At 72.2% G+C, this 24,407-nt stretch carries 24 protein-coding genes and 2 pseudogenes; 14 read left to right on the plus strand and 12 right to left on the minus strand.

Going from position 1 to position 24,407, the window contains the following annotated elements; genetic code table 11:
• Positions 1-11 precede the first annotated feature (11 nt).
• The 6 genes from ACGFRG_RS03600 to ACGFRG_RS03625 all read left to right on the plus strand — a co-directional run bounded on the left by ACGFRG_RS03600 (position 12) and on the right by ACGFRG_RS03625 (position 5,269).
• Positions 12-722 (plus strand): hypothetical protein, encoded by a 711-nt coding sequence (locus ACGFRG_RS03600; protein WP_393260998.1) that lies wholly within the window; start codon positions 12-14, stop codon positions 720-722.
• A complete protein-coding gene (locus ACGFRG_RS03605) occupies positions 719-2,968 on the plus strand; it encodes a tetratricopeptide repeat protein (protein WP_393261000.1) in 2,250 nt (749 codons plus the stop codon). The genes ACGFRG_RS03600 and ACGFRG_RS03605 overlap by 4 nt, the downstream gene beginning before the upstream one ends.
• A gap of 133 nt (positions 2,969-3,101) precedes the next feature.
• Positions 3,102-3,404, plus strand: coding sequence for a hypothetical protein (locus ACGFRG_RS03610; RefSeq protein WP_361418031.1), 303 nt, complete (start codon positions 3,102-3,104; stop codon positions 3,402-3,404).
• 112 nt (positions 3,405-3,516) lie between these two features.
• Positions 3,517-4,014: a peptidylprolyl isomerase gene (locus ACGFRG_RS03615; protein ID WP_361418034.1), complete on the plus strand. Its 498-nt coding sequence runs from the start codon at positions 3,517-3,519 to the stop codon at positions 4,012-4,014.
• Between the two features lie 152 nt (positions 4,015-4,166).
• Positions 4,167-4,661, plus strand: a complete 495-nt coding sequence (locus ACGFRG_RS03620; RefSeq protein WP_361418036.1) for a hypothetical protein — start codon at positions 4,167-4,169, stop codon at positions 4,659-4,661.
• A gap of 44 nt (positions 4,662-4,705) precedes the next feature.
• Positions 4,706-5,269 (plus strand): DUF2165 domain-containing protein, encoded by a 564-nt coding sequence (locus tag ACGFRG_RS03625; RefSeq protein ID WP_393261004.1) that lies wholly within the window; start codon positions 4,706-4,708, stop codon positions 5,267-5,269.
• A gap of 19 nt (positions 5,270-5,288) precedes the next feature.
• Here the strand turns inward: ACGFRG_RS03625 and ACGFRG_RS03630 are convergent, their stop codons facing one another.
• Positions 5,289-6,791 (minus strand): SDR family oxidoreductase, encoded by a 1,503-nt coding sequence (locus ACGFRG_RS03630; protein WP_393261007.1) that lies wholly within the window; start codon positions 6,789-6,791, stop codon positions 5,289-5,291.
• Positions 6,792-7,001: 210 nt separating this feature from the next.
• On the opposite strand from ACGFRG_RS03630, the pseudogene ACGFRG_RS03635 reads away from it, so the two are divergent.
• From ACGFRG_RS03635 to ACGFRG_RS03645, 3 genes and pseudogenes are all read left to right on the plus strand, one after another.
• Positions 7,002-7,830, plus strand: a pseudogene (locus tag ACGFRG_RS03635) (rhodanese-like domain-containing protein).
• A pseudogene (locus ACGFRG_RS03640) lies at positions 7,827-8,570 on the plus strand (sulfite exporter TauE/SafE family protein); the annotation flags it as partial. The pseudogenes ACGFRG_RS03635 and ACGFRG_RS03640, both read left to right, overlap by 4 nt.
• Positions 8,571-8,701: 131 nt before the next feature.
• Complete coding sequence (locus ACGFRG_RS03645) at positions 8,702-9,061, plus strand: nuclear transport factor 2 family protein (protein WP_361418048.1); 360 nt, start codon at positions 8,702-8,704, stop codon at positions 9,059-9,061.
• Between the two features lie 8 nt (positions 9,062-9,069).
• Here the strand turns inward: ACGFRG_RS03645 and ACGFRG_RS03650 are convergent, their stop codons facing one another.
• Positions 9,070-11,832: an NACHT domain-containing protein gene (locus tag ACGFRG_RS03650; protein WP_393261009.1), complete on the minus strand. Its 2,763-nt coding sequence runs from the start codon at positions 11,830-11,832 to the stop codon at positions 9,070-9,072.
• Between the two features lie 131 nt (positions 11,833-11,963).
• Positions 11,964-12,257, minus strand: a complete 294-nt coding sequence (locus ACGFRG_RS03655; protein ID WP_361418054.1) for a hypothetical protein — start codon at positions 12,255-12,257, stop codon at positions 11,964-11,966.
• 206 nt (positions 12,258-12,463) lie between these two features.
• Between ACGFRG_RS03655 and ACGFRG_RS03660 the strand changes: the two genes are divergently transcribed.
• Positions 12,464-12,655: a hypothetical protein gene (locus ACGFRG_RS03660; RefSeq protein ID WP_393261012.1), complete on the plus strand. Its 192-nt coding sequence runs from the start codon at positions 12,464-12,466 to the stop codon at positions 12,653-12,655.
• A 12-nt stretch (positions 12,656-12,667) separates the two neighbouring features.
• On the opposite strand, the gene ACGFRG_RS03665 is transcribed toward ACGFRG_RS03660, so the two are convergent.
• Together ACGFRG_RS03665 and ACGFRG_RS03670 are read right to left on the minus strand one after the other, a co-directional pair.
• Positions 12,668-13,717 carry a PHP domain-containing protein gene (locus tag ACGFRG_RS03665; protein WP_393261014.1) on the minus strand — a complete coding sequence of 350 codons (1,050 nt, stop codon included), beginning with the start codon at positions 13,715-13,717 and terminating at the stop codon, positions 12,668-12,670.
• A gap of 138 nt (positions 13,718-13,855) precedes the next feature.
• Entirely contained in the window at positions 13,856-14,314 is a 459-nt protein-coding gene (locus ACGFRG_RS03670; protein WP_361418063.1) for a subtilase-type protease inhibitor, read from the minus strand.
• Between the two features lie 430 nt (positions 14,315-14,744).
• Here ACGFRG_RS03670 and ACGFRG_RS03675 point away from each other — a divergent pair, with 430 nt between their 5' ends.
• Complete coding sequence (locus tag ACGFRG_RS03675; RefSeq protein ID WP_361418066.1) at positions 14,745-14,954, plus strand: hypothetical protein; 210 nt, start codon at positions 14,745-14,747, stop codon at positions 14,952-14,954.
• Between the two features lie 27 nt (positions 14,955-14,981).
• On the opposite strand, the gene ACGFRG_RS03680 is transcribed toward ACGFRG_RS03675, so the two are convergent.
• The 5 genes from ACGFRG_RS03680 to ACGFRG_RS03700 form a co-directional block, all read right to left on the minus strand.
• The gene (locus tag ACGFRG_RS03680) at positions 14,982-15,461 is read right to left on the minus strand and encodes an ATP-binding protein (RefSeq protein ID WP_393261017.1); all 480 of its coding nucleotides are present in this window, start codon (positions 15,459-15,461) and stop codon (positions 14,982-14,984) included.
• Positions 15,462-15,778: 317 nt separating this feature from the next.
• Positions 15,779-17,083: a radical SAM protein gene (locus ACGFRG_RS03685; RefSeq protein ID WP_361418359.1), complete on the minus strand. Its 1,305-nt coding sequence runs from the start codon at positions 17,081-17,083 to the stop codon at positions 15,779-15,781.
• Between the two features lie 434 nt (positions 17,084-17,517).
• On the minus strand, positions 17,518-18,453 hold the full coding sequence (gene hemC, locus ACGFRG_RS03690) for a hydroxymethylbilane synthase (protein ID WP_361418072.1): 936 nt from the start codon (positions 18,451-18,453) through the stop codon (positions 17,518-17,520).
• Between the two features lie 229 nt (positions 18,454-18,682).
• Positions 18,683-19,069 carry an SPW repeat protein gene (locus ACGFRG_RS03695; protein WP_361418075.1) on the minus strand — a complete coding sequence of 129 codons (387 nt, stop codon included), beginning with the start codon at positions 19,067-19,069 and terminating at the stop codon, positions 18,683-18,685.
• Between the two features lie 260 nt (positions 19,070-19,329).
• On the minus strand, positions 19,330-20,085 hold the full coding sequence (locus ACGFRG_RS03700; protein WP_361418362.1) for a hypothetical protein: 756 nt from the start codon (positions 20,083-20,085) through the stop codon (positions 19,330-19,332).
• A gap of 313 nt (positions 20,086-20,398) precedes the next feature.
• Here ACGFRG_RS03700 and ACGFRG_RS03705 point away from each other — a divergent pair, with 313 nt between their 5' ends.
• From ACGFRG_RS03705 to ACGFRG_RS03715, 3 genes are all read left to right on the plus strand, one after another.
• A complete protein-coding gene (locus ACGFRG_RS03705) occupies positions 20,399-20,920 on the plus strand; it encodes a helix-turn-helix domain-containing protein (RefSeq protein WP_361418078.1) in 522 nt (173 codons plus the stop codon).
• Between the two features lie 75 nt (positions 20,921-20,995).
• Positions 20,996-21,940: a ketopantoate reductase family protein gene (locus ACGFRG_RS03710; RefSeq protein ID WP_393261021.1), complete on the plus strand. Its 945-nt coding sequence runs from the start codon at positions 20,996-20,998 to the stop codon at positions 21,938-21,940.
• Between the two features lie 60 nt (positions 21,941-22,000).
• A complete protein-coding gene (locus ACGFRG_RS03715) occupies positions 22,001-22,771 on the plus strand; it encodes an alpha/beta fold hydrolase (RefSeq protein ID WP_361418084.1) in 771 nt (256 codons plus the stop codon).
• Here ACGFRG_RS03715 and ACGFRG_RS03720 read toward each other — a convergent pair.
• Both ACGFRG_RS03720 and ACGFRG_RS03725 read right to left on the minus strand, forming a co-directional pair.
• Positions 22,768-23,466 (minus strand): 4'-phosphopantetheinyl transferase, encoded by a 699-nt coding sequence (locus tag ACGFRG_RS03720; RefSeq protein ID WP_393261812.1) that lies wholly within the window; start codon positions 23,464-23,466, stop codon positions 22,768-22,770. The genes ACGFRG_RS03715 and ACGFRG_RS03720 overlap by 4 nt on opposite strands.
• An 8-nt stretch (positions 23,467-23,474) precedes the next feature.
• Positions 23,475-24,317, minus strand: coding sequence for a metallophosphoesterase (locus tag ACGFRG_RS03725; protein WP_361418090.1), 843 nt, complete (start codon positions 24,315-24,317; stop codon positions 23,475-23,477).
• Between the last annotated feature and the right edge of the window lie 90 nt (positions 24,318-24,407).

Below are 24,407 nucleotides of genomic sequence, written 5' to 3' on the forward strand. Positions count from 1 at the left end.
GGCGAAACCGTGTGGACGGTCCGGAACGGGGTGCGATGGTGGGGCTCGGGGGGCGCGCTCGCGCCTGGCTGATCGGCGGGGCGGGAGCGGGCGCGGCGGGCGCGGTCCTGCTCTGGGCGCCGGGCGGGGTGCTGTCGTGGTCGGGCGGAGTCGCCGCCGCGGCGGCCGCCGCGTATCTGAGCCAGGACCTGCCCCGGCAGCTCGGCGCCCGGCTGGAACGGCGCCGGGCGGGGCGGGAGTCGGACAGTTCCGAGCCGCTGCTCGTCTCGATGACGATCAGGAACCAGGACTACGTCGTGCTCGACGACGGCGAGCAGACCCTGGAGATCCCCGCGAGCGGCCACACCGTCCGGCTGGTCGTCACCGGAGCCGGGCCCCTTCCCGTCGTCCTGACGGACCTGCGCGTCGAGGTGGTCTCCCGCGCCGACCGGTCGGGCGATCTGTCGCGGCACGCAGCGGAAATCCCGGTGCGGCGGTTCGTGGTGCTGCTCGACGAGGAGCCGCCGCGGGTACGGGCCCTGTCGTCCAGCGACTTCCCGTACCAGGTGGGCACGGACGAGGTGGAGGTGCTGGATCTGGAGGTCAGGACCGAGGCCGGGGACGTGCGGTGGGTGCTGTGGCTCGACTGGTCCTGCGGCGGCCGCAGCGGCAGCGTCCGGGTCGACCTCGACGGCCGTCCGCTGCGGACCGCCGCCCGCCACCCCCGTCCGGCCGCCCGATGACGACGGCACGCGCGCTGCGCGGCGCGGCCCTGACCACCGGTGTCCCGCTCGTCCTGGGGAGCGCGGTGCTGCTCGCGGGCGGGCTGTCCGAGTGGCCGCCGTGGGCAGCCGTCGCCGGGGTGTCCGCCGCGTCCGGCGCCCTGGCGCTGCGCCGGGCCGCGAGAGCGGCACACCCTCCCCGGCGGGCCGAGCCCGCGCCCGACGAGGGCGGCACCGCCGTCTACGCGATGCAGCGGCCGGTCCGAGGGGTACCCGCCGAAGGGCTCGCCGGGGACGCGCCGTTCGCCCTGCGGGTGGTGACGCGCACCCATCTCGCCCTCGTCGCGGCGCCCGGCTCGGGGACGGGCGCCGAAGCCGTCCACATCCCGCTGACCGGCCACAACGTGGTGCTCTCCCTGACCGCCGACGGGTCGCGCGACGTCACGCTGGTACGCCTCGACGCACAGGTCACCGAGCACCGCCCGCTCGCGGTCGACGGCATCAGCATGGCGCACCGACGCGTACCGGACATGGTCTTCAGCCCCGACCTCCTGGAGTCGATCCAGCGCTCGGTCGAGGCGTACGAACCGCTGGCGCGGCCGGACTTCGACGTGCTGCTCGACGGCGATCCGGGGGCCGTACGCCGTCTCGGGGACACCGCGCCCGCGCTGCCGCTGACGGTCCCGGCGGGCGGGGCCGCCACCGTCGTGCTCGCACCCGTCACCGGGGCTCAGCACTGGGTGCACTGGCGGCTGACGGCCGAGATCGTCTGCGACGGCCGTACGTACACGCCGAGTTGGAGCCTGACCGTCACCGCCCAGACCGGCCTGTCGGCCTTCCACCCGGGCGGCGCCCGCACCCCGGCGTCGGTGCACGAACAGTTCCCCGACCACTGGGACCCGGCCGCCCCCGACAGCGGCCCGGGCCGGGAGGAGGAGGGGGAACGGCACTTCGAGATCGCCGCCCATGTGTCGAGGGACGGCACCGGCCTCATGCGAGGTCCCTCACGGTCCGGCCCGGACCCCGAGCCGCGCGAGAGCCTGCACCACCGGGAGCTCGGCGACCGGCACGCGGCGGCGGGCCGGCTCGATGAGGCCGTCGAGGCGTACACGGCGGCTGCCGAGGCCGGCAGCGGCCAAGCCGCCTTCATGGCCGGCAAGTTGCTGCACGACCGGGGTGATCTCGCCGGTGCGGAACGCTGGTACCGCCGGGCCGTCGAGCACCGCGTCGCCGTGGCCTTCAACAACCTCGGCATGGTGGCGCTCCAGCGCGGCGACACGGAACAGGCCGAGCGGTGGTACCGGCAGGCCATGGACGAGGGCGACTGGGCGGCGGCCGTCGGGCTGGGCGCGCTCGCCGCCGGGCGCGGTGACACCGGCCAGGCCGAGACGCTGTGGAAGCTGGCCCTCGACAACGGCCAGCCCAACGCGGCGCAGAACCTGGCCATCCTGCTGCGCAGGCAGGGCCGCACGGCCGAAGCGGAGCAGCTGTGGGCCCGCGCGGCCGAGGCGGGCAACGCGGAGGCAGCCGTTCACCTCGGATTCCTGCGGCACGAGGCCGGGGACCTGGCCGGGGCGGAGCGCTGGTGGCGCCGGTCCGCCGAGCAGGGCAGCAGCATGGGCGCGTTCTACTTCGGCCATCTGCTGGCGAGGAGCGAGCGCACCGCCGAGGCCGAGCGCTGGTGGCGCGCGGCGGCCGAGCACCTGGGCGACCCGGAGAAGTTCACCGGCTCCCACCGGCCGCAGGGCACCGGCTCCACCGTCACCCTCAGTTCGGCCGCCGAGTCGGGCGAGGCACTGTCCGCGCACGCGCTCGCGGGCCTGTTGTACGAACGCGGGGAGCGGGCCGAGGCCGAACGCTGGTGGACCACCGCCGCCCGGGCCGGTCACACGGAGGCGCTGCTGCGGATCGCGCAGGTCGCCATGAACGACCACGACGACGTGGACGGGTGCCTGCGCTGGCTGCGGATCGCCGTCGCGCGCGAGGACCTTCCGGTGGAGCGGCTCGAAACGGTGGCGCGGGCGCTGCACTCACTGGCCACGGGGCTGTTCGACCCGTCCCGGCCGGACGACCCGGCGCCGCCTGCGGCCATCTCGCTCGCGGTCGAGGCGTACCGGCGTCTGCACGCCCAGGACCCGGCCGCCTACGAACGCGGGCTCGCCGGGGCGCTGCACGACCTCGCCCGGCTCAGCCTGGCGGCGGGCGACACGGAGGCGGCGGGCGCGGCGTTCGGTCAGCTGGGAACGCTGCGACGGCAACCCGACTGACCGCGCCCCCGTTCCTGGGTGGCCGTCCGCACGGGAGGGGGCAATCCAACCGCGCGCGCGGTGAGTTGGCTTGCCGGTCCACTTGGCCGGGAATGGCCGTACCGTTCCGCTGTGCACCAGCGAGGAGGGGCGTGTGGACAAGGAAGAGGAACGCCGGTTGGGGCTCATCGCACCGGAGATCACCCGGACCACGATCCGCCTGCTGCGAGCGGTGGTCGGACTCGAACCCGCGGAGCGGGTGCCGGAGGAGGCGCTGCGGGTGGCCGACGAGGTGCTGGCCGAGCACGGCACCGACGGGCTGCGCGTGCTGCTGATGAGCATCACGGGGTGGACGGCGGTCGGCATCGAGACCAACGCCCATCTGACCGGCAAGACCAACGAGGCCTATCTCGACGAGATGGAACTGACCTGCCTGGAGGCGAACGCCGACAGCTGAGCCGCTGGTTCCCGGGCCGCTCGGGCGGTCGCCGACCGCCCCGTACCCGCGAAACCGCCCGTACGAGGTGCCCGGGGAGCGGGTTGTCGGTGCGGGGTGTCAGGATGGGGGCATGACGACCAAGGTCTACTTCGACATCACCATCAACGACGAGCCCTCCGGGCGGATCGTCTTCAACCTGTTCGACGACGTGGTTCCCAAGACGGCGGAGAACTTCCGCGCGCTCGCCACCGGCGAGAAGGGCTTCGGCTACGCCGGCTCGTCCTTCCACCGTGTCATCCCCGCCTTCATGCTCCAGGGCGGCGACTTCACCCGGGGCAACGGCACCGGTGGCAAGAGCATCTACGGCGAGAAGTTCGCCGACGAGAACTTCAAGCTCAAGCACGACAAGCCGGGCCTGCTGTCCATGGCCAACGCGGGTCCGAACACCAACGGCTCGCAGTTCTTCATCACCACCGTCGTGACCAGCTGGCTGGACGGCAAGCACGTCGTCTTCGGCGAGGTCGCGGACGAGGAGAGCATGAAGCTCGTCCAGAAGATCGAGGGCCTCGGCTCGTCGAGCGGCACGACCAAGGCGAAGATCACCATCGCCGAGTCCGGCCAGCTCTGACGGACCCGTGGTGGGCCGCACCCCGTGTGCGGCCCGCCCGGCCACCCCTGACGCCTGATGTCCGGGGCGCGGCCGAACGGGTGCCCCGCTGGTGCGTGCGCCACCCGAGTGGGCGATCTACATCCCGTGTGATCGATGGTTGACTCGGGATCATGATCGGACGTATCGGACGTACGCGATTCCAGGCCGCCTCGCTCGCCGCGGCCGCCACGCTCACCGCGGCCCCCGCGCTGCTCGGCCTCGTCGGCGCACCGCCCGCCGCCGCCGAACCGGTGCCCACGCCCGCCACGGCGACCGTCCCCGCGCCGGGCGCGCAGGACCGGGTCGACACGTTCCTCACGGCGTACCGCAACGCCCGCCTCGGCACGACCGAGGACGCGACCCCGGCCGAGGTGCGGGGCAAGTACCTCACCAAAGACCTCGATCAGGCGCTCACCACGTGGGCGGCCACCCACAAGGACGCCGATCCGGTGTTCCGGGCGCCGAACGTCCCGGCTTCCTGGACGCTCAAGCCCGTGGGCACGGACGGATCGCACCTCGTCGTCACGGAGAAGTGGGGCGACGGCACCAGCGCCGATGTCGCCTACACCGTCCGGCCGGGCGACCTGATGATCACGGCGATCGCGGACCCGCCCGCCATCGGCTGACCGGTCGGGGGTTTTGCCGGGCGATCCGCCGGGGAGAGTCCGGCATGCCCTCCAGGTCCACGCTCCTGTCCCGCGCACGCTCGGCAACGCGCAACCGGGCCCCGCTGCCCGCGCTTCCCCTCGCCGCCGCGCTGCTCACCGCAACTGTCGCCCTCTATATGGCACTTGTGGCCTTCGGCAACATCACCGACTTCGACACCAACCGCGCCTTCGTCCGCCATGTCCTCGCCATGGACACCACGTTCAAGGACCCGGACCTCATGTGGCGGTCGGTCGATTCGACGACGCTTCAGGACATCGCCTACGTACTGATCATCGCCTGGGAGACGGTCGCCGCGCTGGTGCTCGTCGTGGCGTGCGGCGCCTGGGCGCGGGGTCTGCGGCGCTCGGGCGGGTTCGGCCGGGCCCGGCGGCTGAGCACCGCCGGGCTGCTCATGGTGCTGCTGCTGTTCGGCGCCGGATTCATCGCCATCGGGGGCGAGTGGTTCGCGATGTGGCAGTCGAAGGCGTGGAACGGCCTGGACGCGGCGGCCCGCAACTTCATGCTGGCGGGCTTCGTTCTGATCGTCGTCCACCTTCCGGGCATCGAGGAACGGCCGCCCACATGAGGGGTACGGCCGCCACGGCTCAGGCGCTGCCCGCCCGCGCCCGCTCGGCGGCCCGGGCGATGTTGCGGGCCATCCCGCCGAACACCACCGCGTGGAACGGCGACACGCTCCACCAGTACAGATGGCCGAGCAGGCCACGTGGGTGGAACAGGGCCCGCTGGTGGTAGCGGGTGCGGCCGTCCGCGTCGCGGTCCGCGTGCATCTCCAGCCAGGCCAGTCCCGGCAGCCGCATCTCGGCGCGCAGGCGCAGCAGGCGCGGCGGCGCGATCTCCTCGACGCGCCAGAAGTCCAGGGAGTCACCGACGCGCAGCCGTGCCGCGTCCCGGCGGCCGCGATGCAGGCCGACGCCGCCGGTCAACCGGTCGAGCCAGCCGCGTACGGCCCAGGCGAGCGGGAAGGAGTACCAGCCGTTCTCGCCGCCGATGCCCTCGATGACCTGCCACAACGCTTCCCGTGAGGTGTCCACGATGATTTCACGGCGGTCCGTGTAGAGGCTGCCGCCCGCCCAGTCGGGGTCGGTGGGCAGCGGGTCGCTGGGCGCGCCGGGCAGCGCGGCGGAGGACCAGCGGGTGGCGACATTGGCCTCCTTGATCCGTCTGAGGGCGAGCGCGATCGCCGTGTCGAAGGGGATCGGCGTCCCCGGCGGGTCGGGGACGAAGCCAGCGATGTCGTGCTCGTGGCAGACCACCTCATGGCGCAGCGACTCCGCGAGCGGCCGGGCCAGTGCCCGGGGCACCGGTGTGACCAGGCCGATCCAGTGGCTGGACGGCCTCGGCGGCAGCATCGGCACCCGCAGGATCAGCCGGTGCGGCAGCCCCGCGACCTCGGCGTACCGGCGCATCATCTGCTCGTAGGTGAAGACCTCGGGGCCGCCGATGTCGAAGGTCCGGTTCACCTCGGCGGGCATCCGGGCGCTGCCGACGAGATAGCGCAGCACATCCCGTACCGCGATCGGCTGGATCCGGTTGCTCAGCCAGCTCGGGGTGATCATCACCGGTAGCCGTTCGGTCAGATGGCGCAGCATTTCGAACGAGGCCGATCCGGAGCCGATGATGACGGCGGCGCGCAGTACGGTCGCGGGCACGCCGGAGCGCAGGAAGATCTCCCCGACCTCGGCCCGGGACCGCAGATGCGGCGACAGCTCCCGCTCGGGCACGCCCACGGGCGTGAGGCCGCCCAGGTACACGATCCGCCGCACCCCCGCCTTCGCCGCCTGCCCGGCGACGACGCGGGCGGCCGTGCGGTCCGTCTCCTCGAAACCCCGCCCGGCGCCGAGCGAGTGCACCAGGTAGTACGCGATGTCCACGCCCCGCATCGCCGCGCCCGTCGAAGCGGCGTCGGTGACATCCGCGCGTACCACTTCCACCCGGTCGACCCAGGGGTAGTCGCGCAGCTTCTCCGGCGTACGCGCCACACAGCGCACCCGGTACCCCGCGTCCAGGAGCTCGGGCACCAGACGGCCGCCGATGTACCCCGTGGCGCCGGTGACCAGGACGAGCCCCGGGGTGCCGTCGCTCTTCATGCCGCCTCCGCCGCTCGCCGTGCCCTGGGCCAACGATCTCCCGAGGGCGCCGCTTCCGGGCGGCGCGACACAGCGTCCACGGGGTGGCGCGCTCCTCGTTCCCGCACGAGGTTTCGAAATACCCCTTGGGGTACGCGCACTCCAGCGTGCCCGCACATACCCCGGGGGGTAATTTTCGGCCGCCGCGACGGAAAACGAGAGGAGTACGACGTGTTCTTCATCGACACCATCGAGGTGCCGGGACTCGGCAACCGCGGCTATCTGGCGGGCGGCGCCCGCACCGCCGTGGTGATCGACCCGCCGAGGGACGTCGACCGGGTGATCGCGGCCGCCGCACGGCGGGGCGTACGGATCGCGTACGTCTGCGAGACGCATGTGCACAACGACTACGTGTCCGGCGGTCTGGAGCTCGCCCGGCTCACCGGCTCACCGCCGAACTGCCGGACGAGACCGCCGTGTTGCCCACCCACGGCTTCGGCAGCTTCTGCTCCTCGGCGCCCGCCGACGGCGGCCCCACCACCGTCGGCAAGGAGCGCGCCGGCAACGAGGCGCTGGTCAAGGACGTCGAGACCTTCCTCGCCGGACTGACGGCCGGGCTCGACGACGTACCCGCGTACTACGAGCACATGGGCCCGCTGAACGCGGCGGGCCCCGCCCCGGCATCGACCGCCCGGCCGCGGCCGCCATCGGCTCGCCGGTCGACTGGGTGCGCGACGGGGAGCGCCCGCGCTCGTTCCCGCGCGCCCGTTTCGCCGACCTGGCGGCCGCCGACGGGAACGTGGTCGTCCTCGACGTACGGCGCGACTCCGAGCGGGCGACCGGTCACGTCGTGGGCTCACTGCATCTGCCGGTGCATCAACTGCGGGACCGGCTCGGGGAGATACCGCCCGGGACCGTGTGGGTGCACTGCGCGGGTGGTATGCGGGCCGCCATCGCCGCCTCACTCGCCGACGCGGCGGGCCGGGAGGTCGTCGCGGTCGACGACGCGTTCACCGCCGCACGGGAGGCCGGGCTCGCCGTGACCGCCGCACGCGCGTGAGCGCCCTGGTTCTCGCCCTGGCCGCCGGGGCGGTGATCGGGCTCGCGCTGGCCGCGCTCGGAGGCGGCGGCAGTGTGCTCGCGGTGCCCGCGCTGATCTGTCTGCTCGGTTTCACCCCGGTCGCGGCGACCACCGCGAGCCTGATCATCGTGACGGCGACCTCGGCCGCCGCGCTCTGCGCGCACGCCCGGGACGGCCGGGTCCGCTGGCGCGGCGACGGGCTCTTCGCGGCGGCCGGTCTGGTCCCGGCGGCGCTGGGCGGAGCGGTCGCGGGCCGGGTGCCGGACGCCGTACTGACCGGGGCGTTCGCGGTGATCGCGGGCGTGGCTGCGGTGCGGATGCTGCGCCCGCCGGACTCCGCATACAGGGAGAAGCCCGCCGGGTGGCGGCGCACGGTCGGCGCCGGGGCCGGGCTCGGGGCGGTGACCGGGGTGCTCGGGGTGGGCGGCGGGTTTCTCGCGGTTCCGGCGCTGGTCGGTGTGGTGGGCCTGCGGATGCGGGCCGCCGTGGGCACCAGTCTGCTGGTCATCACCGTCAACTCGCCGGCCGCGCTGCCGGCCCGGACCGGCACCGCCGAAGGGCTGGACCGGGCGGTCGGCGGCCCCTTCACGGGGGCCGCCGTGCTCGGCGCGTGGGACGGCAAGCGGCTGTCCGCGAAGGTCTCCGGCGGCACGCTGCGGAAGGTCTTCGCGTACGTGCTGCTCGCGGTTGCCGTGTTCATGCTGATCGACGCGGTCGTCCGACCGGACGGCGCGGGACGGATCCGCGCGTGTCGCACGGTTTGCTGTCCGCGCCCCACGGGAGGACGCTCGAAACGTAGGCCCGTCGCGACCCACCAGGCGCGGGCCGCGACCCTTCCGAGGAGGTCGTCATGGGCATAGGTCCCGCCTTCGACACCGAAACGCTGCGCCAAGGCATAGAGGGCCGCAACGCGTCCGCGCTGCTCTCGCTCTACGCCGACGACGCCGAGATCCGCGTCATCGACCGCAACTCCCAGCCCAGCCACCCGACGGTCATGCACGGCCAGTCCGAGATCAGCAAGATGCTCAACGACGTCTACGGCCGCGACATGACCCACAAGCTGGAGCAGTGCGTGATCCAGGGCGACCACATCGCCTACACGGAGTCCTGTCAGTACCCCGACGGCGTACGCGTCATGGCCAGTTCGATGGCCTCGCTCAAGGACGGCAAGATCATCGACCACACCGTGGTGCAGGCCTGGGACGAGTAGACGCGCGATCACCGTCCATCGACGGCGTCGGCGCTCCGAGGCGGGAGCGCCAGGCGCTCCTGAAGCCGTGCGTGCCGGAACTGGTACACCGCGCCGGCATGCCGCAGCACGCCCAGCCGATGGGCCTCGCCCAGGAACGCCATCAGCCGCCAGGGCAGCGCGCCGCACGCGCACAGCCACAGCCGAGCCGCGCCGAGCCGCCCCCATGCCGACAGCGCGGCCGTGACCACACCGGTCGGGATCAGGGCGTACGCGCCGACGGTCGCGGCGTCCGGCAGCGCGAGCAGGCGCGGCAGCGCGCCGCCCACCAGGACGGCGGCGAGATAGATCAGCAGCGCGCGGACCAGCGCCGTGCCCCGGTCGGTCGCCAGGCTCGCCGACGGGCCGAGGCTGCGGGTCACATCGGCCGGCGCCCCCAGCCACCGGTGCAGCCCCGCCGCGATCCCGGCGACGAGGCCGAGGCCGAGGCCGCCCGCCAGACCGAAGACGACCGCCGAGCGCAGGATCCGGCCGGGGCTCTGCCGGGTCAGCCACTCGCTCTGCGCGGTGTTCAGCAGGGGTGACAGATCGTATGAGCCGACGCTCCGGCCGTCGGTGAGCCGGACGGTGAAGACCTCGCCGTCGGATCGGTGGTCGTGCGCGGCGATCGTGAGCCGCTGGTCGACGGCCGTGCAGCGGGCCGGTGGGTCGCAGAGGCCGAGGTCGCGTACGTCGTCGGGGAGCGCGAATGCGTCCGTACCGGAGTGCTGGACCAGCGTGCCGTGGACCGGTTCCGGCAGAACGGCATACGTGCCCCCGTCCGCGCGCAGGCCGTAGCGCGTGCCGTCCGGCGCGTCGACGTACCGGGAACCGTCGGGCGCGTGAGCCACCGGGCCGCGCACCGGGAAGTCGTCGCGCACGACCGCCCGTACCGCCGCCGAGGCTCCCTCGGTCACCGTGAACACGGCCCCCAGCGCCAGGCCCGCGAGCAGCCCGACGGAGAGCCCGTGCGTCATGGCCCGGCCCAGTCGGCGCGCCCGCCCGGCGGGGTCGCGCGCTCTCGCCGTCGTGGCAGCGGCATCCCCCGGCTCGCCCCGGGCGGCCCGGCGCCGCAGGGGTCTGCGCCGGCGTCTGCGGCCGAAGAACGGCATCGTCGACGGAAGGGGCGAGGTCGGGATGTTGATGGCCGCGAGGCCCGTCGCGATCACCAGTCCGTAGAGCCCGCCCACCGCGAGCCAGCCGAGCGCGCGCGGCATGCCCGCGAACGGCACGGCGAGACAAGGGTCCTGACTCAGCGGCCGGGTCAGCCCGACGAGCAGGCTGAGCGGGACCGCGTACAGCAGCGGCAGCAGCCACTGGCGGCGCGGCCGGGGCCCGGCGGCGTATCCCGCGCAGGCCCCGGCCACGGTGGCGGCGGTGACGGCCGGCAGCGCGGGGTCGCCGCCGAGCGCCCACAGCGGCAGACACACCGCCTCGCCGAGCAGCCCGAGCAGCAGGAGCGGGCCGAGCCGGGGCAGCGGCCGGGGCAGCGCGGTGTGCAGCTCCCACCAGGCCAGGTCCCGGGTGTGCCGGTGTTCCAGGTGGCGGGCGAGGAAGCGCAGCCAGTGCCCGGCGCGGCCCGCGTCCCAGCGCGTGGATCCGGCGAAGGCGGCGGGGACGAAACCGTCGAGCAGGTACTCCTCAAGGGCCGTGGCGTCGGCGAACTCGGGCCGCCGCACCAGCTCCATGGGGTCGTTGCCCGACTCCCCGTACACGGCTCGCGCCATCGCCACCATCAGGGGCGAGGCCAGCACCTGGCGTATCGGGTCGCCGGGCCGTGAGCGGGCGAGCACCGGGTCCCAGGCGGTGGTCCGCTCCCCCGCCGGTCCGCGCAGCGGCCGGGCGGTGAGCCGCAGGAAGGCGGCGGCCTCCTCGAAGGCGAGCGGCTGGAGCTCGACGACGGCCGCCGCCGTGAACACGTCGCCGTCGGTGACGACTTGGGCGTACACCTGGCTGCGGCAGGTCAGCAGCACCGGACTTCCCTGGTCCAGGCCGGAGTTGAGCTGTCGCACGGCCTCTGCGCGTACGGGCGCGGCGAGTTCGTCCAGGCCGTCCAGTACGGGAAGGACGCGGCCGGTCTCCAGAAGTTCCGCCGCCAGCAGCGCGCCCGACGGCTGGACGGAGCCCAGCGCCGGGTAGCCGTCCGCGAGCCGGGTCGCGAGCCAGGCGTACAGGCTGGTGGTGTCGGGCTGCCAGGTGGCGAGGGGGAAGATCACCGGCACCGGGTCACCGGTGTCGCGGTGTGCCAGGGCGTCCAGGGTGAAGCGGACGGCGAGGACCGTCTTGCCGCTGCCGGGCGCGCCGAGCACCACCAGGCGCCGCGACGGGACACGCGCGAACACCCGGGTGATGTCGTCCAGTACGCCGTCGAGTTCGGCCGCGCCGCCGTGGCGCAGCCCGGTGTTCTCGTCGAAGTCCGCGAGCCACGGCGGCGCCGTGGTCCAGCGCACCGGCAGCGGCCGGGGGTCCTGGAGCCTGCGCAGCCGCCACTCCGCCTGCCAGTGCAGGCGCACCGCCTCGGCGAGCGCGTCGGCCGCGTGGTCCAGATGCTCGGCCGGGGACGGCTCACCGGGGACCGGGCCGACGCCGGCGCCGAGCGTGTTGCCGATCAGCCCCACCAGCGAGACGACGAAGCCGAGAACGGACACGAGCGATCCGGTACTGCTGAGGCTGCGGTCCTGGACGGCCACCGCCACGACCGCCCCGGTGGCGAGCACCGCACCCACCCAGATCCCGCGCCGCCAGTACCGCATCACGCGCGCCCCCCGTCCGGGTGCCCCCGTTGGTGCGCGTCATTGTCCCAGGCATCGACCTGTACGGAACCGGGTGCGACGCGAGGAACGTGGCCCGCACCGGCGGGGGCGGCCGCGACGGTGGGGCCGGACTACTCGACGGCGGGCACCAGACCCATGAGGGGCGTGGCCAGGTCGGTGACCTGGTGGAGCTGGTTGAGGTCGTTCAGCTTGTTGAGCTGGGTGAGCTGCGCCTTGAGGGTGGGCATCTGGCTCCGCTGGTCCGCCGGTACGGCAGCGGCGGTGACCTGGTCCAGGGTGCTGATCGGGGAGACGTCGATGGGCTTGATGCCGCCGATCGGGGCGGCGCTCGCCGCCGACGCACCGAGGCCCGAGACTCCGGCGGCGAGGGCGAGGACTGTGGCGATACGTCGTGTTGAGATCACGCTCTGACAACCGGCCGACGCCGCCGATGGACACGGCGTGCCTGCTGTTCGGGTGATTCATTGAACGACGAACCATCAACACGTTCGAGACGAACAAGCCCGGTGTCTGTTACACGGCGTACGGGTGGCCTTGACGCTCGGCCCGTAGCGTCGAAGTCGTCGAAGGCCCGCCTCGGCCCCACCGAGCAACCGAAGGATCATCCGCCATGCGCACCACCCCTCGCGTGCTCCGCGCCTCTCTCGTCGCCGCCGGTCTCGCCACGGCGATCGGCCTGTCGCTGACCGGCGCCTTCCCCGAGCCCGGCCCGTCGCACACCTCGGCCATCGCGTCCCTCTCCGACGCGGTGCGGGGCACGGTCAAGCACCTGCCCACCACCTTCGGCATACCGACCCCGTAGGCGTCCGGCCGGTCAGCCCGAGCCCGACACCCGGGCCGGTGTCCTGCCGTGCCGTGTCCACGCCAGCAGTTCCTTCGCGGTCCACGTGGTCACGACACGTTCGGCCGGGACGCCGCACTCCTCGGCCCGGGCGCAGCCGTAGACCTGCCAGTCGAGCTGACCGGGCGCGTGCGCGTCGGTGTCGAGGGAGAAGAGCACCCCGGCGTCGACCGCGCGGCGCAGCAGCCGACGCGGCGGATCGAGCCGTTCCGGGCGGCTGTTGATCTCGACGGCGGTGCCCGACTCGGCGCAGGCGGCGAAGACCTCGTCCGCGTCGAACGCGGACTCCGGCCGTCGGCCCCGCCCGCCAGTGACCAGCCGTCCGGTGCAGTGCCCCAGGATGTTCGCGTAGGGATTGCGGACGGCCGCGACCATGCGGCGGGTCATCGAGTCGGCGTCCATGCGGAGCTTGGAGTGCACGGACACGACGACGACGTCCAGCACGTCGAGGAGTTCGTCCTCCTGGTCGAGCGAGCCGTCGTCCAGGATGTCGCACTCGATGCCGGTGAGCAGCCGGAACGGCGCCCAGCGCTTGTTGGCCTCGGCCACCACGGCCAACTGCTCGCGCAAACGCTCCGGCGAGAGGCCGTTGGCCACGGTGAGCCGCGGCGAGTGGTCGGTGAGCACGGCCCACTCATGGCCGAGCTCCGCGGCCGTGAGCCCCATCTCCTCGATCGGGCTGCCGCCGTCCGACCAGTCGGAGTGCAGATGGCAGTCCCCGCGCAGCTCGGCACGGAGCCGCTCGCCGCCCTCGGCCAGCGGACCGCCGGCGCCCTCCTCCTCCAGCCGCCGCAGATAGTCCGGCAGCCGCCCGTCCAGCGCCTCGCGCACCACCTGCGCCGTCTTGGGGCCGATCCCCCGCACCGACTCCAGCGATCCGGCGGCGACCCGCTTCTCGACCTCGCCGTCCGCCATCTCCGCGACGATCGCGGCCGCCGTGCGGAACGCCTTCACACGGTAAGTGGGGGCCTGGGTGCGCTCCAGCAGGAACGCGATCCGCCGCAAGGCCGTCACGGGATCCATCGACACCTCCGACCGCCCTCCATTGTCCGGCACCCCGCCATCCCCCGCACCACGACAAGCGGCGGGACAGCCCCTCGGAATTCGGGGTGTCCCGCCGCCGTGTACACCTGCTCACCGGCGATGAGCCGCGCGCACAGGTCAGAAGTTGAACACCACTCCCTGGCCCGCGGACTTCTCGCACGGGTTGCCGAAGGTGTGGCGCTCCGAGACGCGCTTGCCCTGCCAGACGCCGTCGGCCGTGACGGTGACCGGCTTCCACTCCTTGGTACAGACCGCGGTCGGCTGGGCCGCGATGAGCGCGGAGAAGTCGCCGTTCATACGGGCGAGTTCCGCGCAGGCCCCCTTCGCGTCCGGGTGCGTGCCGGAGGCTCCGGGCGCGCAGGTCAGCGTGACCGCGCGCATCACGGAGGCACCGTCGTCGCCCGAGCCCGGCGCGACCGTCAGCACGAGGGCGGACGGCGCGTACAGGCTCATGGGGCTCGCGGTGGCACCCGAGGTGTTGTGCTGATCGGCGCCGGCCGCACCCGGTACGGCGACCGCAGCGCCCACCAGCGCCAGCGCGGCCACCAGAGTCGTACGCCCAAGCGTCTTACGCATATCGAACACTCCTGTCATTCAGGGATGGAAGAACGAACGTGAGTCTTAACCAGTCCCGGGAGTGCCGCATAACATCGTGTACGAATCCAGTCACCCTCAGCCACTTGACGATCACTTGAAGTTGCAGGCCAGACCCTGGTAAAGCCTTGACGGGCTGATGGGTGGCCATGGAGAAGAAGGCGCAAAGCCGCCTCTACTTTGGTTTCTAAAGTGGCCTGAACATTGAATCTTGAATGGGAAGGTTTCAGCTCGATTTCATTCCCATGCAGGGTTGTTACGTAACCGCTCGGGCACTCGCCGAGATCACCTGGACGGCCCATGGGCGACATGCGAGCGTCCGGGACGGGCGTCAGAGTGGGGACGGGCCGCACACGGCCCGCCCGGCTCGCCCGGCTCCCACGGGTCCTGCCACACGAAGGAGCAGCAGACGATGGAACACCACATCATCGCCGAGATGACCGAGCCCGGGGGCAGCACGCTGAAGGAGTGGCACATGGTCCGCGGCGACGCGGAGGTGGCCATGTGCGGCCGCGAACTCGACCTCGCGGAGAAGCAGTTGCCCGCCGACGCCTGGGGTACCGAGCAGACGCGGCCGTTCTGCCACACCTGCGGTGCGCTGTATCTGCGCGAGGTCCCCTGAGCGGGCCGACGGGCCTGCTGTCGGCGACTAGGCGATGGCCGCCACGGGCACACGGCGCTCGGCCGCGAGGGTCCGCAGGGGCGCCACGGCGGCCAGGGGCTCCCGGGCGGGCGACTCGACCCGCAGGGTGAACCAGACGACCTTGCCCTCGGCCGTGGCGTGCGTACCCCAGCTGTCGCTGAGCGACGCCACCATGGTCAGGCCCCGGCCGGGGGCCGCGAGCGGCGCTCCGCCGCCCAGCACCGGAAGCCGGGGGTCGCGGTCGAGCACGGCGGCGGTCAGCCGCCGTCCCGTCCAGCGCAGTTCCAGCGTGCAGCGCTTGTCCTCGGCATGCCGGTAGACGTTGCCGAGCAGTTCGCACACCCCGAGGCCGACCGGATGGATCAGGGACTCCAGATTCCAGTACCGAAGGTGTGCGGCGACGATCCGGCGGATCTGCGGCACCCGTTCGGGGGCGGCTTCAAGCTCAAGGGTGTACTGACGGTTGATTTCCACGACCACGCCCACGACTGCGCTCCTCATCAGAGCGGCCGGCGGACCGGCCGCGTCCTTGACTGGACAGCCCCGAGAACTCGGAAAGTAGTCAATCGATCACGGAGGGATCGCAACCAGCGTGACCCCATCCGGGTGAATGCGCAACACCGCCCCGGCGGCCCACCGCGCCCGGACATGGAGAAGCCCCGGCTGGACGGGGGAAGCCAGCCGGGGCGGTCCATGGACGGGCGGTACGGCGTCGCGTTTCCGCCTCGTATATAGATGAACGATAAATCATGTCCGGGGGTTCCCGGACACAGCCATCTTTTTTCCGAGCCGACCGCCCGGGATCAGACCGGCAGGCTGTCCATGAACGAGCTCACCGAGAACACCGCCTTCCCGGGACCGGCCGGGCCGTATCCGGGCGGGGAGGTCAGGCCGTACTCCTCCATCGTCGCCCGGTAGGCCTCCAGGAGACGGATGTGGTACTCCAGCGGCGCGCCCTGCGGGTTGGCCTTGCCCAGCGGGGTGGTGGGCTCGGGGCACCAGGTGGTGAAGCGCGGGGTGATGCCGCGCGACATGAAGAAGCGCAGGCCCTCCACCGTGGAGTCGATCGCCTCGTCGACCGTGGTGAAGCCGAACGGCTCGGCCATCTCGACGCCCGCGACGAAGTTGGGGATCACGTTGCGCGGGCCGAAGATCTCCGCCGAGTCGAGGATGCGCCGGTGCCACTCGTCGCGGCCGACGTACTCCTCCTTGCCCGGGCAGTACAGCTCGAACAACCGCCGGTCCCACACCTCGTAGTTGGGGTGGTAGATCCGTACGCCGTAGTCGTGGAAGCGCTGCACGTCCTCCTTGGGCAGCGCCTGGGCGACGACCTTTCCGGTCCAGCGGCCGGGGAAGCGCTCCTCGATCGCCTTGGCGTACATCCCGTAGAAGTCGGCCTCGTCGCGCCCGCCGACGTGCGAGGTGATCGCGCCGCCGGTGAGGGTGTACGCGGTGGACGCCTTGGCGGTGTCGTAACGGTCGATGATCTCCAGGGCCTCCAGGATCTCCTCGACCGGCTTGACGCCGGTGTAGGGGCGCCCGGCGGCCTTGTGCTGGCGCCAGTTGTGGTTGATGTCGCAGTACTGGCACTCCTGCTTGGCGCCGAAGTACTGGCAGACCCGGAAGACCGTGAGGTAGATCAGGTACCCCCACTGGATCGTCGGGGCCACCTCCATCACGGACTTGCCGTTGGAGAGCTTGTGCCGGTAGTACTCCGGCATCGGCGGCAGCCCGACGTCCGAGATCCGCTTCCCGTCCAGATACAGGCCGAGCATTCCGTCCTCGGCGGCCGCCACCCGGTACGGCGACGTCGGGTTGACCCGCACCGACACCACCGTGCGGCGCAGGTCGTAGGGCCCTCCCGTGAGCACGATCTCCTCCGGCGGGCGGCGCAGCGCGGCCTCGCCGAGCTCGGGCAGGGTGCGGTGGTCGAAGGAGAAGATGAAGTACGACTTCGGCTTGACCTCTCCCGACTCGTTGTCGCTGAGGGCCGATTCGTCGAAGGCGATGCCTCCGCGCAGCAGGTCCTCCTTGATGACGGCCTCCCGCGGCACCTGCGGGAATCGCGCCATCAGGGACTCGATCACATCCGTACGACGGCTGAGCATGTGCTGATGTCCTCCGGTCCAGTCGCTGTCACGTTCCACTGAACCTACGTTCTCGCCGGCTTCGCCGATGGACTGGGCATCGACGACGAAGCCGGCGAGTGGCGCCATGCTAGGGCCTGTCCGGTGGATCTTGCCTGGGCCGCGGGGTCGTGGCACGCACATCTGCCGCGTTGTCGTCGGTTGCCGACGCTCCGCGTCGCCGCCCTCCTCCGCCTTGCAGCATTGGGGTCTCCCCTGCTCGAACGAAGTTGAGAGCTTGGGGAAGCACCACGACCCCGCTCACCAGCACCGAAACAGCGACCCGCACCGAAAGCGGCCAGATCCACCGGACAGACCCTAGCGGCGGGACGATCTTCGACGGATCGGTCTGGAGTCGGGCTTCGTCTCCTCCGATGGGCTTAGGCTCACGATGCCGGGTCGCGGTTTTCCCGGTCTCAGTGCGCGATGGAGTCGATGAGCTCACGGGCCCCCTGCCGCAGCAGTGTGACGGCGACCGAGGTGCCCAGGGTCGCCGGGTCGAGCGGGCCCGCCCACTCGTGGGCGTTGAGCACGGTCTTGCCGTCGGGCGTGAACACACAGGCGCGCAGCGAGAGATCGCCGCCCAGGGCGGCTCTGGCGTATCCGGCGATGGGGCTGTTGCAGTGGCCCTGCAGGACGTGCAGGAACATCCGCTCCGCCGTGGCCTCCCGGTGGACGTCGGGGTCGCCGAGGTCGCTCACCAGGTCGATCAGCTCCCGGTCGCCCTCGCGGCACTGCAGCGCGAGGATGCCCGCGCCGATCGGCGGGCACATCACCTCGGTCGACAGGACCTCGGAGATCACGTCCGTACGGCCGATGCGTTCGAGTCCGGAGACGGCGAGCAGCAGCGCGTCGGCGTCGCCCGCGGTCAGCTTCTCCAGGCGGCGGTTGGCGTTGCCGCGCATGGGGACGCAGCGCAGGTGCGGGTGGGAGGCGGCGAGTTGGGCGATCCGGCGCACCGAGGACGTGCCGATGCGGGTACCGGCGGGCAGTTCGTCGAGGGTGAGGCCGTCGGGGTGGACAAGGGCGTCGCGGATGTCGTCGCGTTTGAGGAACGCGGCGAAGGCGGTGCCCGCGGGCAGCGGGCGGTCGGCCGGCACGTCCTTGACGCAGTGCACGGCGAGATCGGCCTCGCCCGCGAGCAGCGCGGCGTCCACCTCCTTGGTGAACGCGCCCTTCCCCTCGACCAGCGAGAGGTCGCCCATCCACTTGTCGCCGGTCGTCTTGACCGGGACGACCTCGGTGGTCACATCAGGGTGGAGGGCGGCGAGTTCGCCGCGCACACGTTCCACTTGCGCGAGCGCCATCGGCGAGTCGCGCGAGACGATCCGGATCAACTCTGCGGTAGACATGCGACCACGATAGGGGGGAGCGCCCCGATCTCGTTCACCTACCGCCGCTACCTCAGTATCCGTGTCCGACAACCGAGTTGGCGCATGGCTGGGACCCGGTCGGCGGCGATCGGAAGATAGGGGAAACCGCCCTCGCCGTACGCGGTGAGGACGCGGCGCGGGCCCCCGGCCGCGCTCGGGCGCGGGCGGAGGCCCTGGGGAGGGCGGCCGTGCGGGCGGCCGCCGTGGATCAGGTCACCCTTCTGTTCTTGCTCATCAGGATGCCGCCGGCGACCAGCGCGAGCAGGCAGGTGACGGCACCGGTGATGACGTTGCTCAGGGCCGGTCCGGTACCCGGGTGGCGTGCGACCACCCACGGGGCGACGATCAGCCAGGCGCCCATCAGCAGGACCACGAAGTTGAGGTCCTGCGACCGCTCGGGAGCGATGGACATGCACAGACCCATCACCGCGAGAGCGATGCCGACGATCAGGTTCGTCAGGGCGAGCGTCGGGAGGGCCGCGGAGAAGTGCACGGTCCAGCCGGAGATCGCCGCGTAGATACCCGCGAGGATCACCAACTCCTCGACCGCTGCCACGCCCCTGGTCTGCAATACGGCGGCGTATCGGTCACGCATCTCCGATACGTCAGGGTGCCCGGATATGTCACCTGGTCGGTGAGAGACGTCGGCCATGTGACTCGCCTCCTTCTGATGCCTGCAAGTCTTTGGCCCGCTGCGACATCCGGTCGCGACTCAAGTGTGCTCTTATCTGCCCTTTATGTGTAGCTTTACGGGTTATCCGATACACACAGAAGTTTTATGCGTTTCGTGTACAAAAGTGACGATTTCAGCCCATTTCGGCGATCGGCTCGGCAGCCGAATCCGCCGGAGCGTTGTCAGGCCGTGGCCCCGGCGGCCGCCTCGACCGCCGCGATCGCCCGGCGGTTGCGCCAGCGCGCCAGCCTGCGCCGCAGCGCCGCCGGGCCCAGGTCCACGCGCCCGTGCAGCAGACCGAGCACGATCGCCATACCGACGGCGATCAAGTGCTCGCGGCCCGCCAGATTGGGCTTGTACATCGCCTCGAACAGCATCGAGCCGCCGGTCAGCCCGAACACGATGGGCGCCCGCCGGATCACCGACAGATAGGTGAACAGGCCCACCACGGCCGCCGACGGCCCCGTGTCCAGCACCTGCCCGATCTCCGGCGGCAGCCCGAGGCCGCCCCAGGTGCCCGGCCCGAGCGCGATCATCACACGGGCGCTCATCGTCCCGGCCAGCGTCGTGGCGTACGCGATCACCAGGGTGCGCTTGCGGCCGAGGGTGAGCTCGGCGAGCGCGAACCCGAGGAAGAGCTGGGTCAGACCCGCCCAGACCGGCAGGTCGAGGGCCGGTACGAACAGCGAGATGGGCGTGCGCAGCAGGGCCAGCCACAGCGGCAGATCGGCCTTGACCTCGCCGACCAGCCGGATCACCACCGAGCCCGCGTGTGTCGCGGCGGCGTCATGGAAGAAGACCACCGCGACGCACGCGAGGACGCCCAGGAAGAGCGCCCGCAGCCCCCGGTTCACCAGCTGCTGGACGGGGTCGAGGACGATGCCCTGGAACTCGTCGCGCAAGGTGCGCGCGACGAAACGTACACAGCGCAATGACATGTCGACCCATGCCCGGCGGCCGTCGTCCTGCCCGGCCTGCTCCCCCGTCGCCCCCGCCCCCGCGACGCCGTCCGCGTGGCCGCCTTCGACCCCGTCACGACGACCGTCGGCAACTTGAAACACTGGCTGATCAACCCCTCGCTCACAGCGCCGGGCAGTCATCTCGATCGGCGCGCAGCTCCCCACGTACCCCCAGATCGTGCACCAGGTCGAACACGCGCTGCACACGGGGGTCCGCACCACCGTAATCGGCGCAGGACAGCCGTTCAAGATTTCAGTTCACTCACCGAACCATTTCGGCTAGGGTCTGCGTGTGACACTGCCCCGCGACTACACCGGCCAGTCCTGCTCCCTCGCCCGCTCGCTCGAAGTGGTCGGCGAGCGCTGGACGCTGCTCATCGTCCGGGACGCGTTCTACGGGGTGCGGCGCTTCGGCGACTTCGCGGCGCACCTCTCGGTCCCGCGTGCCGTGCTCACCGACCGGCTCGGCAACCTCGTCGAGGCGGGTGTGCTCGCGCGCGTGCCGGGGGCCGGGCGGCGCGAGGTCTACGAGCTGACGCCGAAGGGCGTGTCGCTGTGGCCGGTGGTGCGGGCGCTCACGAGCTGGGGCGACGAGCACTACGCGACGGCCGGACCGCGCCGGATCTTCCGGCACGCCGCCGACGACGCACCGCTCACGCCCGACGGCCGCTGCACCCGCTGCGACACCGCGGTGGACGTGCGGGACACCCTCGTCACCCCGGGCCCCGGACTCGGCACGGGCGACGGGGACGACGACGTGGTGTCGCTGGCCCTGCGCCGCCCGCACCGCCTGCTGCAACCCCTGCGCGACTGACCGCTCCTCACCTTCCTGATCTGCCTGATCTGCCTGTCGCATTTTCCTGACGTATTCGACGAAAGGTGTACGTCCATGAAGATCCTGGTCGTCGGCGCCGGAGCCACCGGAGGCTTCTTCGGCGCCCTGCTCGCCCGAGCGGGACGCGATGTCACCTTCCTGGTGCGCCCGCACCGCGCCGCCGTCCTGCGCGAGCGGGGTCTGCGGCTGACCGGCACGGGCGGGGACGAGGTGATCACGCCGAAGCTCGTCACCGCCGACGAACTCGCGGGCCCGTACGACCTGATCCTGCTGTCGGTGAAGTCCACCGCCCTGAAGCAGGCCATCGACGACCTCGCCCCGGCCGTCGGCCCCGAGACGGTGATCGTGCCGCTCCTCAACGGCCTGCGCCATGTCGACGAGTTGACCGCGCGCTTCGGCACGGGGCCGGTGCTCGGCGGCGTGGCCAAGGTGATCACCACGCTGAACGACGAGGGCGACATCGTGCGCCTGGCCCCGCTGGCCGTGCTCACCATCGGCGAGCCGGACGGCTCGGCCTCGCCCCGGACCGAGGCCGTCCGCGCGGTCCTGGCGGACGCGGGCATCGACGCGAGCGTGGCGCCCGACATCCTCGCGTCGATGTGGCACAAGTGGGTCTTCATCACCACGCTGTCCACGGTGACCTGCCTGATGCGCAGCGAGGTCGGCGACGTCAACGCCGTCCCGGGCGGCTCGGAGCTCGGCCCGGCCGTCGTCGCCGAGGCGGCGGCGGTGTCGGCCGCGGCGGGCTATCCGGTTCCCGAGAGCGAGATCGCCACCACCTCGGCCCTGGTCACCCAGACCGACTCGGCGTTCGCGTCCTCGATGTACCGCGATCTCGTCGCCGGCCGCCCGACCGAGGTGGAGCACATCTTCGGCGACCTGGTGACCCGCGCCCGCGCCCTGTCGGTGCCCACGCCACTGCTGGACCTGGCCACCCTCCATCTCCGGGTCCACCAGCGGCGGGTGGAGGCGAAGCGTCAGGCCGAACGCCTAGGCTGACCACAGCCCACCCCGCAAGATCACACATGCTGAACGCGCACGACGAGAGGGAATGAGAACGTGGCTGGAACGTCCTTGAGCAGCCGCTGGATCCGGCGGTTCCACCCCGCCCCGCAGGCCGCCACCCGGCTGGTCTACCTGCCGCACGCGGGCGGTTCGGCCACGTCCTGTTTCCAGACCTCCCGGGCGCTGGCGCCGGACGTCGACGTGCTGGCCGTGCAGTACCCGGGCCGCCAGGACCGGATCAACGAACCGTGCATCACGGAGATATCCACCCTGGCGGACCGGATCGTCGACGAGCTGAACCCCTGGCTGGACCGGCCCGTCACGCTGTTCGGCCACAGCATGGGCTCGACCGTCGCCTACGAGGTCGCGCTGCGGCTGGAGCGGCGGGGCGTCGTCCCGCTCGGACTCTTCGCCTCCGGCCGCCGCGCCCCCTCGGTCCACCGCGACCCGCGCGTCCGCCTCGGCAGCGACGAGGACCTGCTGGCCGATCTGAAGCTGCTGAGCGGCACCGACGACCAGGTCTTCGCCGACGAGGCGCTGGTGCGCATGATCCTGCCGCCGCTGCGCGGCGACTACCACGCGATCGAGACCTACCGCCCCGAACCGGGCTCCTCGTTGACGTGCCCGGTCATCGCCCTGTCCGGCGACGACGACCCGGTGGTCGAGCTCGACGAGGTCGCGCTCTGGGAGCGGCACACCTCGGCGTCGTTCCGTATGCGGGTGTTCTCCGGTGGGCACTTCTTCATCGACGGCCACCTTCCGGCCATCACCCAGGAGATCCGCGACCACATCGCGGCCGCGTCCGGGCCCCGCACCGACGCTTAGGAGGCGGCGCGGCCCACCACCACGGCCGTGGCCACCAGCCTCGCGCCGTCGTCCGCGGTGACCGTGCGCCAGTGGCCGGTGAAGCCGTCCAGGCGCACGCCGCCCACCACCGGCCCCGGCACCTTCAACTCGCCCGTGAACGTGCCGTTGTCCGGGTCCGGCGTGACCACGCAGTCGGTGAAGTCGAGCCAGCGGCCGGTCAGCGGGAACCAGGCCTTGAAGACGCTCTCCTTGGCGCTGAACAGCATGCGGTCCCAGGCCACGTCCGGGTGGGAGAGCGCGAGCCGGTCGAGGGTCGCGCGCTCCTCGGGGAGGGTGACCATCTCCCGTACGCCGTCGGGGACGGGGGCGTTGGGCTCGGCGTCCACGCCCACCGAGGCCACCTGGGAGCTGCGGGCCACGGCCGCCGCGCGGTAGCCGTCGCAGTGGGTCATGCTGCCGACGATGCCGTCCGGCCAGCGCGGTGCGCGCCGGGCCCAGGCCGGACCCTCCTGGAGGGGCACGATGGGGCCGGGCGCGTGTCCGAGCCGGGCCAGCGCGGTGCGCGCGCACAGCCGTACGGTGGCGAACTCGCGCCGGCGCTTGTCCACAGACTGCGCCACCAGCTCGGCCTCCTGCGGGAACAGCTCGACCGACGCCGGGTCGGCGAACAGCTCCACCACGACCACGTCCGCCGGGAGCAGGCCCTCCAGCAGGCCGCCGCTCACCATCGGGCGACCGAGACCGGCTCGGGCAGGATGCGGCACAGCCCCCGCGGCGGGGCCGACCGGCTGCCCCACTCCCGGGGGTAGCCGAGCGAGACCTCGGTGTGCGCGACCCCGTCGACGTCGATGGTGCGCGGAATGTGCAGATGGCCGTAGACGACGGCGGCCGCCCGGTAGCGCACATGCCAGTCGGCGGTGGCCTCGGTTCCGCACCACTGGGCGAACTCCGGGTAGCGCAGTACCCGGGTGGGCTGACGCACCAGCGGGAAGTGGTTGACCAGCACCGTCGGCAGCGTCGGCTCGATCGCGTCGAGGCGGGAGCGCGTGTACGCGAGCCGGGCCCGGCACCAGGCGTCCCGGCTGGGGTACGGGTCGGGGTGGAGCAGATGCTCGTCCGTGCACACCACGCCCGCGCGGTGCGCGACCTCCAGCGCCTCTTCCTTGGTGTGCGTGCCGTCCGGGCGGAAGGTGTAGTCGTAGAGCACGAAGAGCGGCGCGACGACGACCGGCCCGTCGGGTCCCGGCCACTGGAGATAGGGGTCCTCGGGCGTGGCCACCCCGAGGCCGCGCAGCCGTTCCACCAGATACCGGTAGCGTTCCTCGCCGCGCAGCTGGACCGGGTCGCGCGGCGGGGTCCACAGCTCGTGGTTGCCCGGGGTCCACACGACGGTCGCGAAGCGCTCGGCGAGCCGTTCCATCGCCCACAGGACGTCGTCGGCCAGCTCGCCCACGTCCCCGGCGACGATCAGCCAGTCGTCCGGCGACTCGGGCCGCAACTCGTCGACGATCGCGCGGTTTTCCGCATGGCGGACATGCAGGTCACTGATGGCGAAGAGACTCATGATGGATCACAGCCTACGACGGCCTGCGGCGCGGCGGTCCGGGTGGCCGGTTCGCACCCGGCGGCCTACCGGCGCACTCCAGGAGTCCGA

Origin of the sequence: Streptomyces sp. NPDC048696, from assembly GCF_043198895.1 — a bacterium.
In the GTDB taxonomy this organism is placed as follows: Bacteria; Actinomycetota; Actinomycetes; order Streptomycetales; family Streptomycetaceae; genus Streptomyces.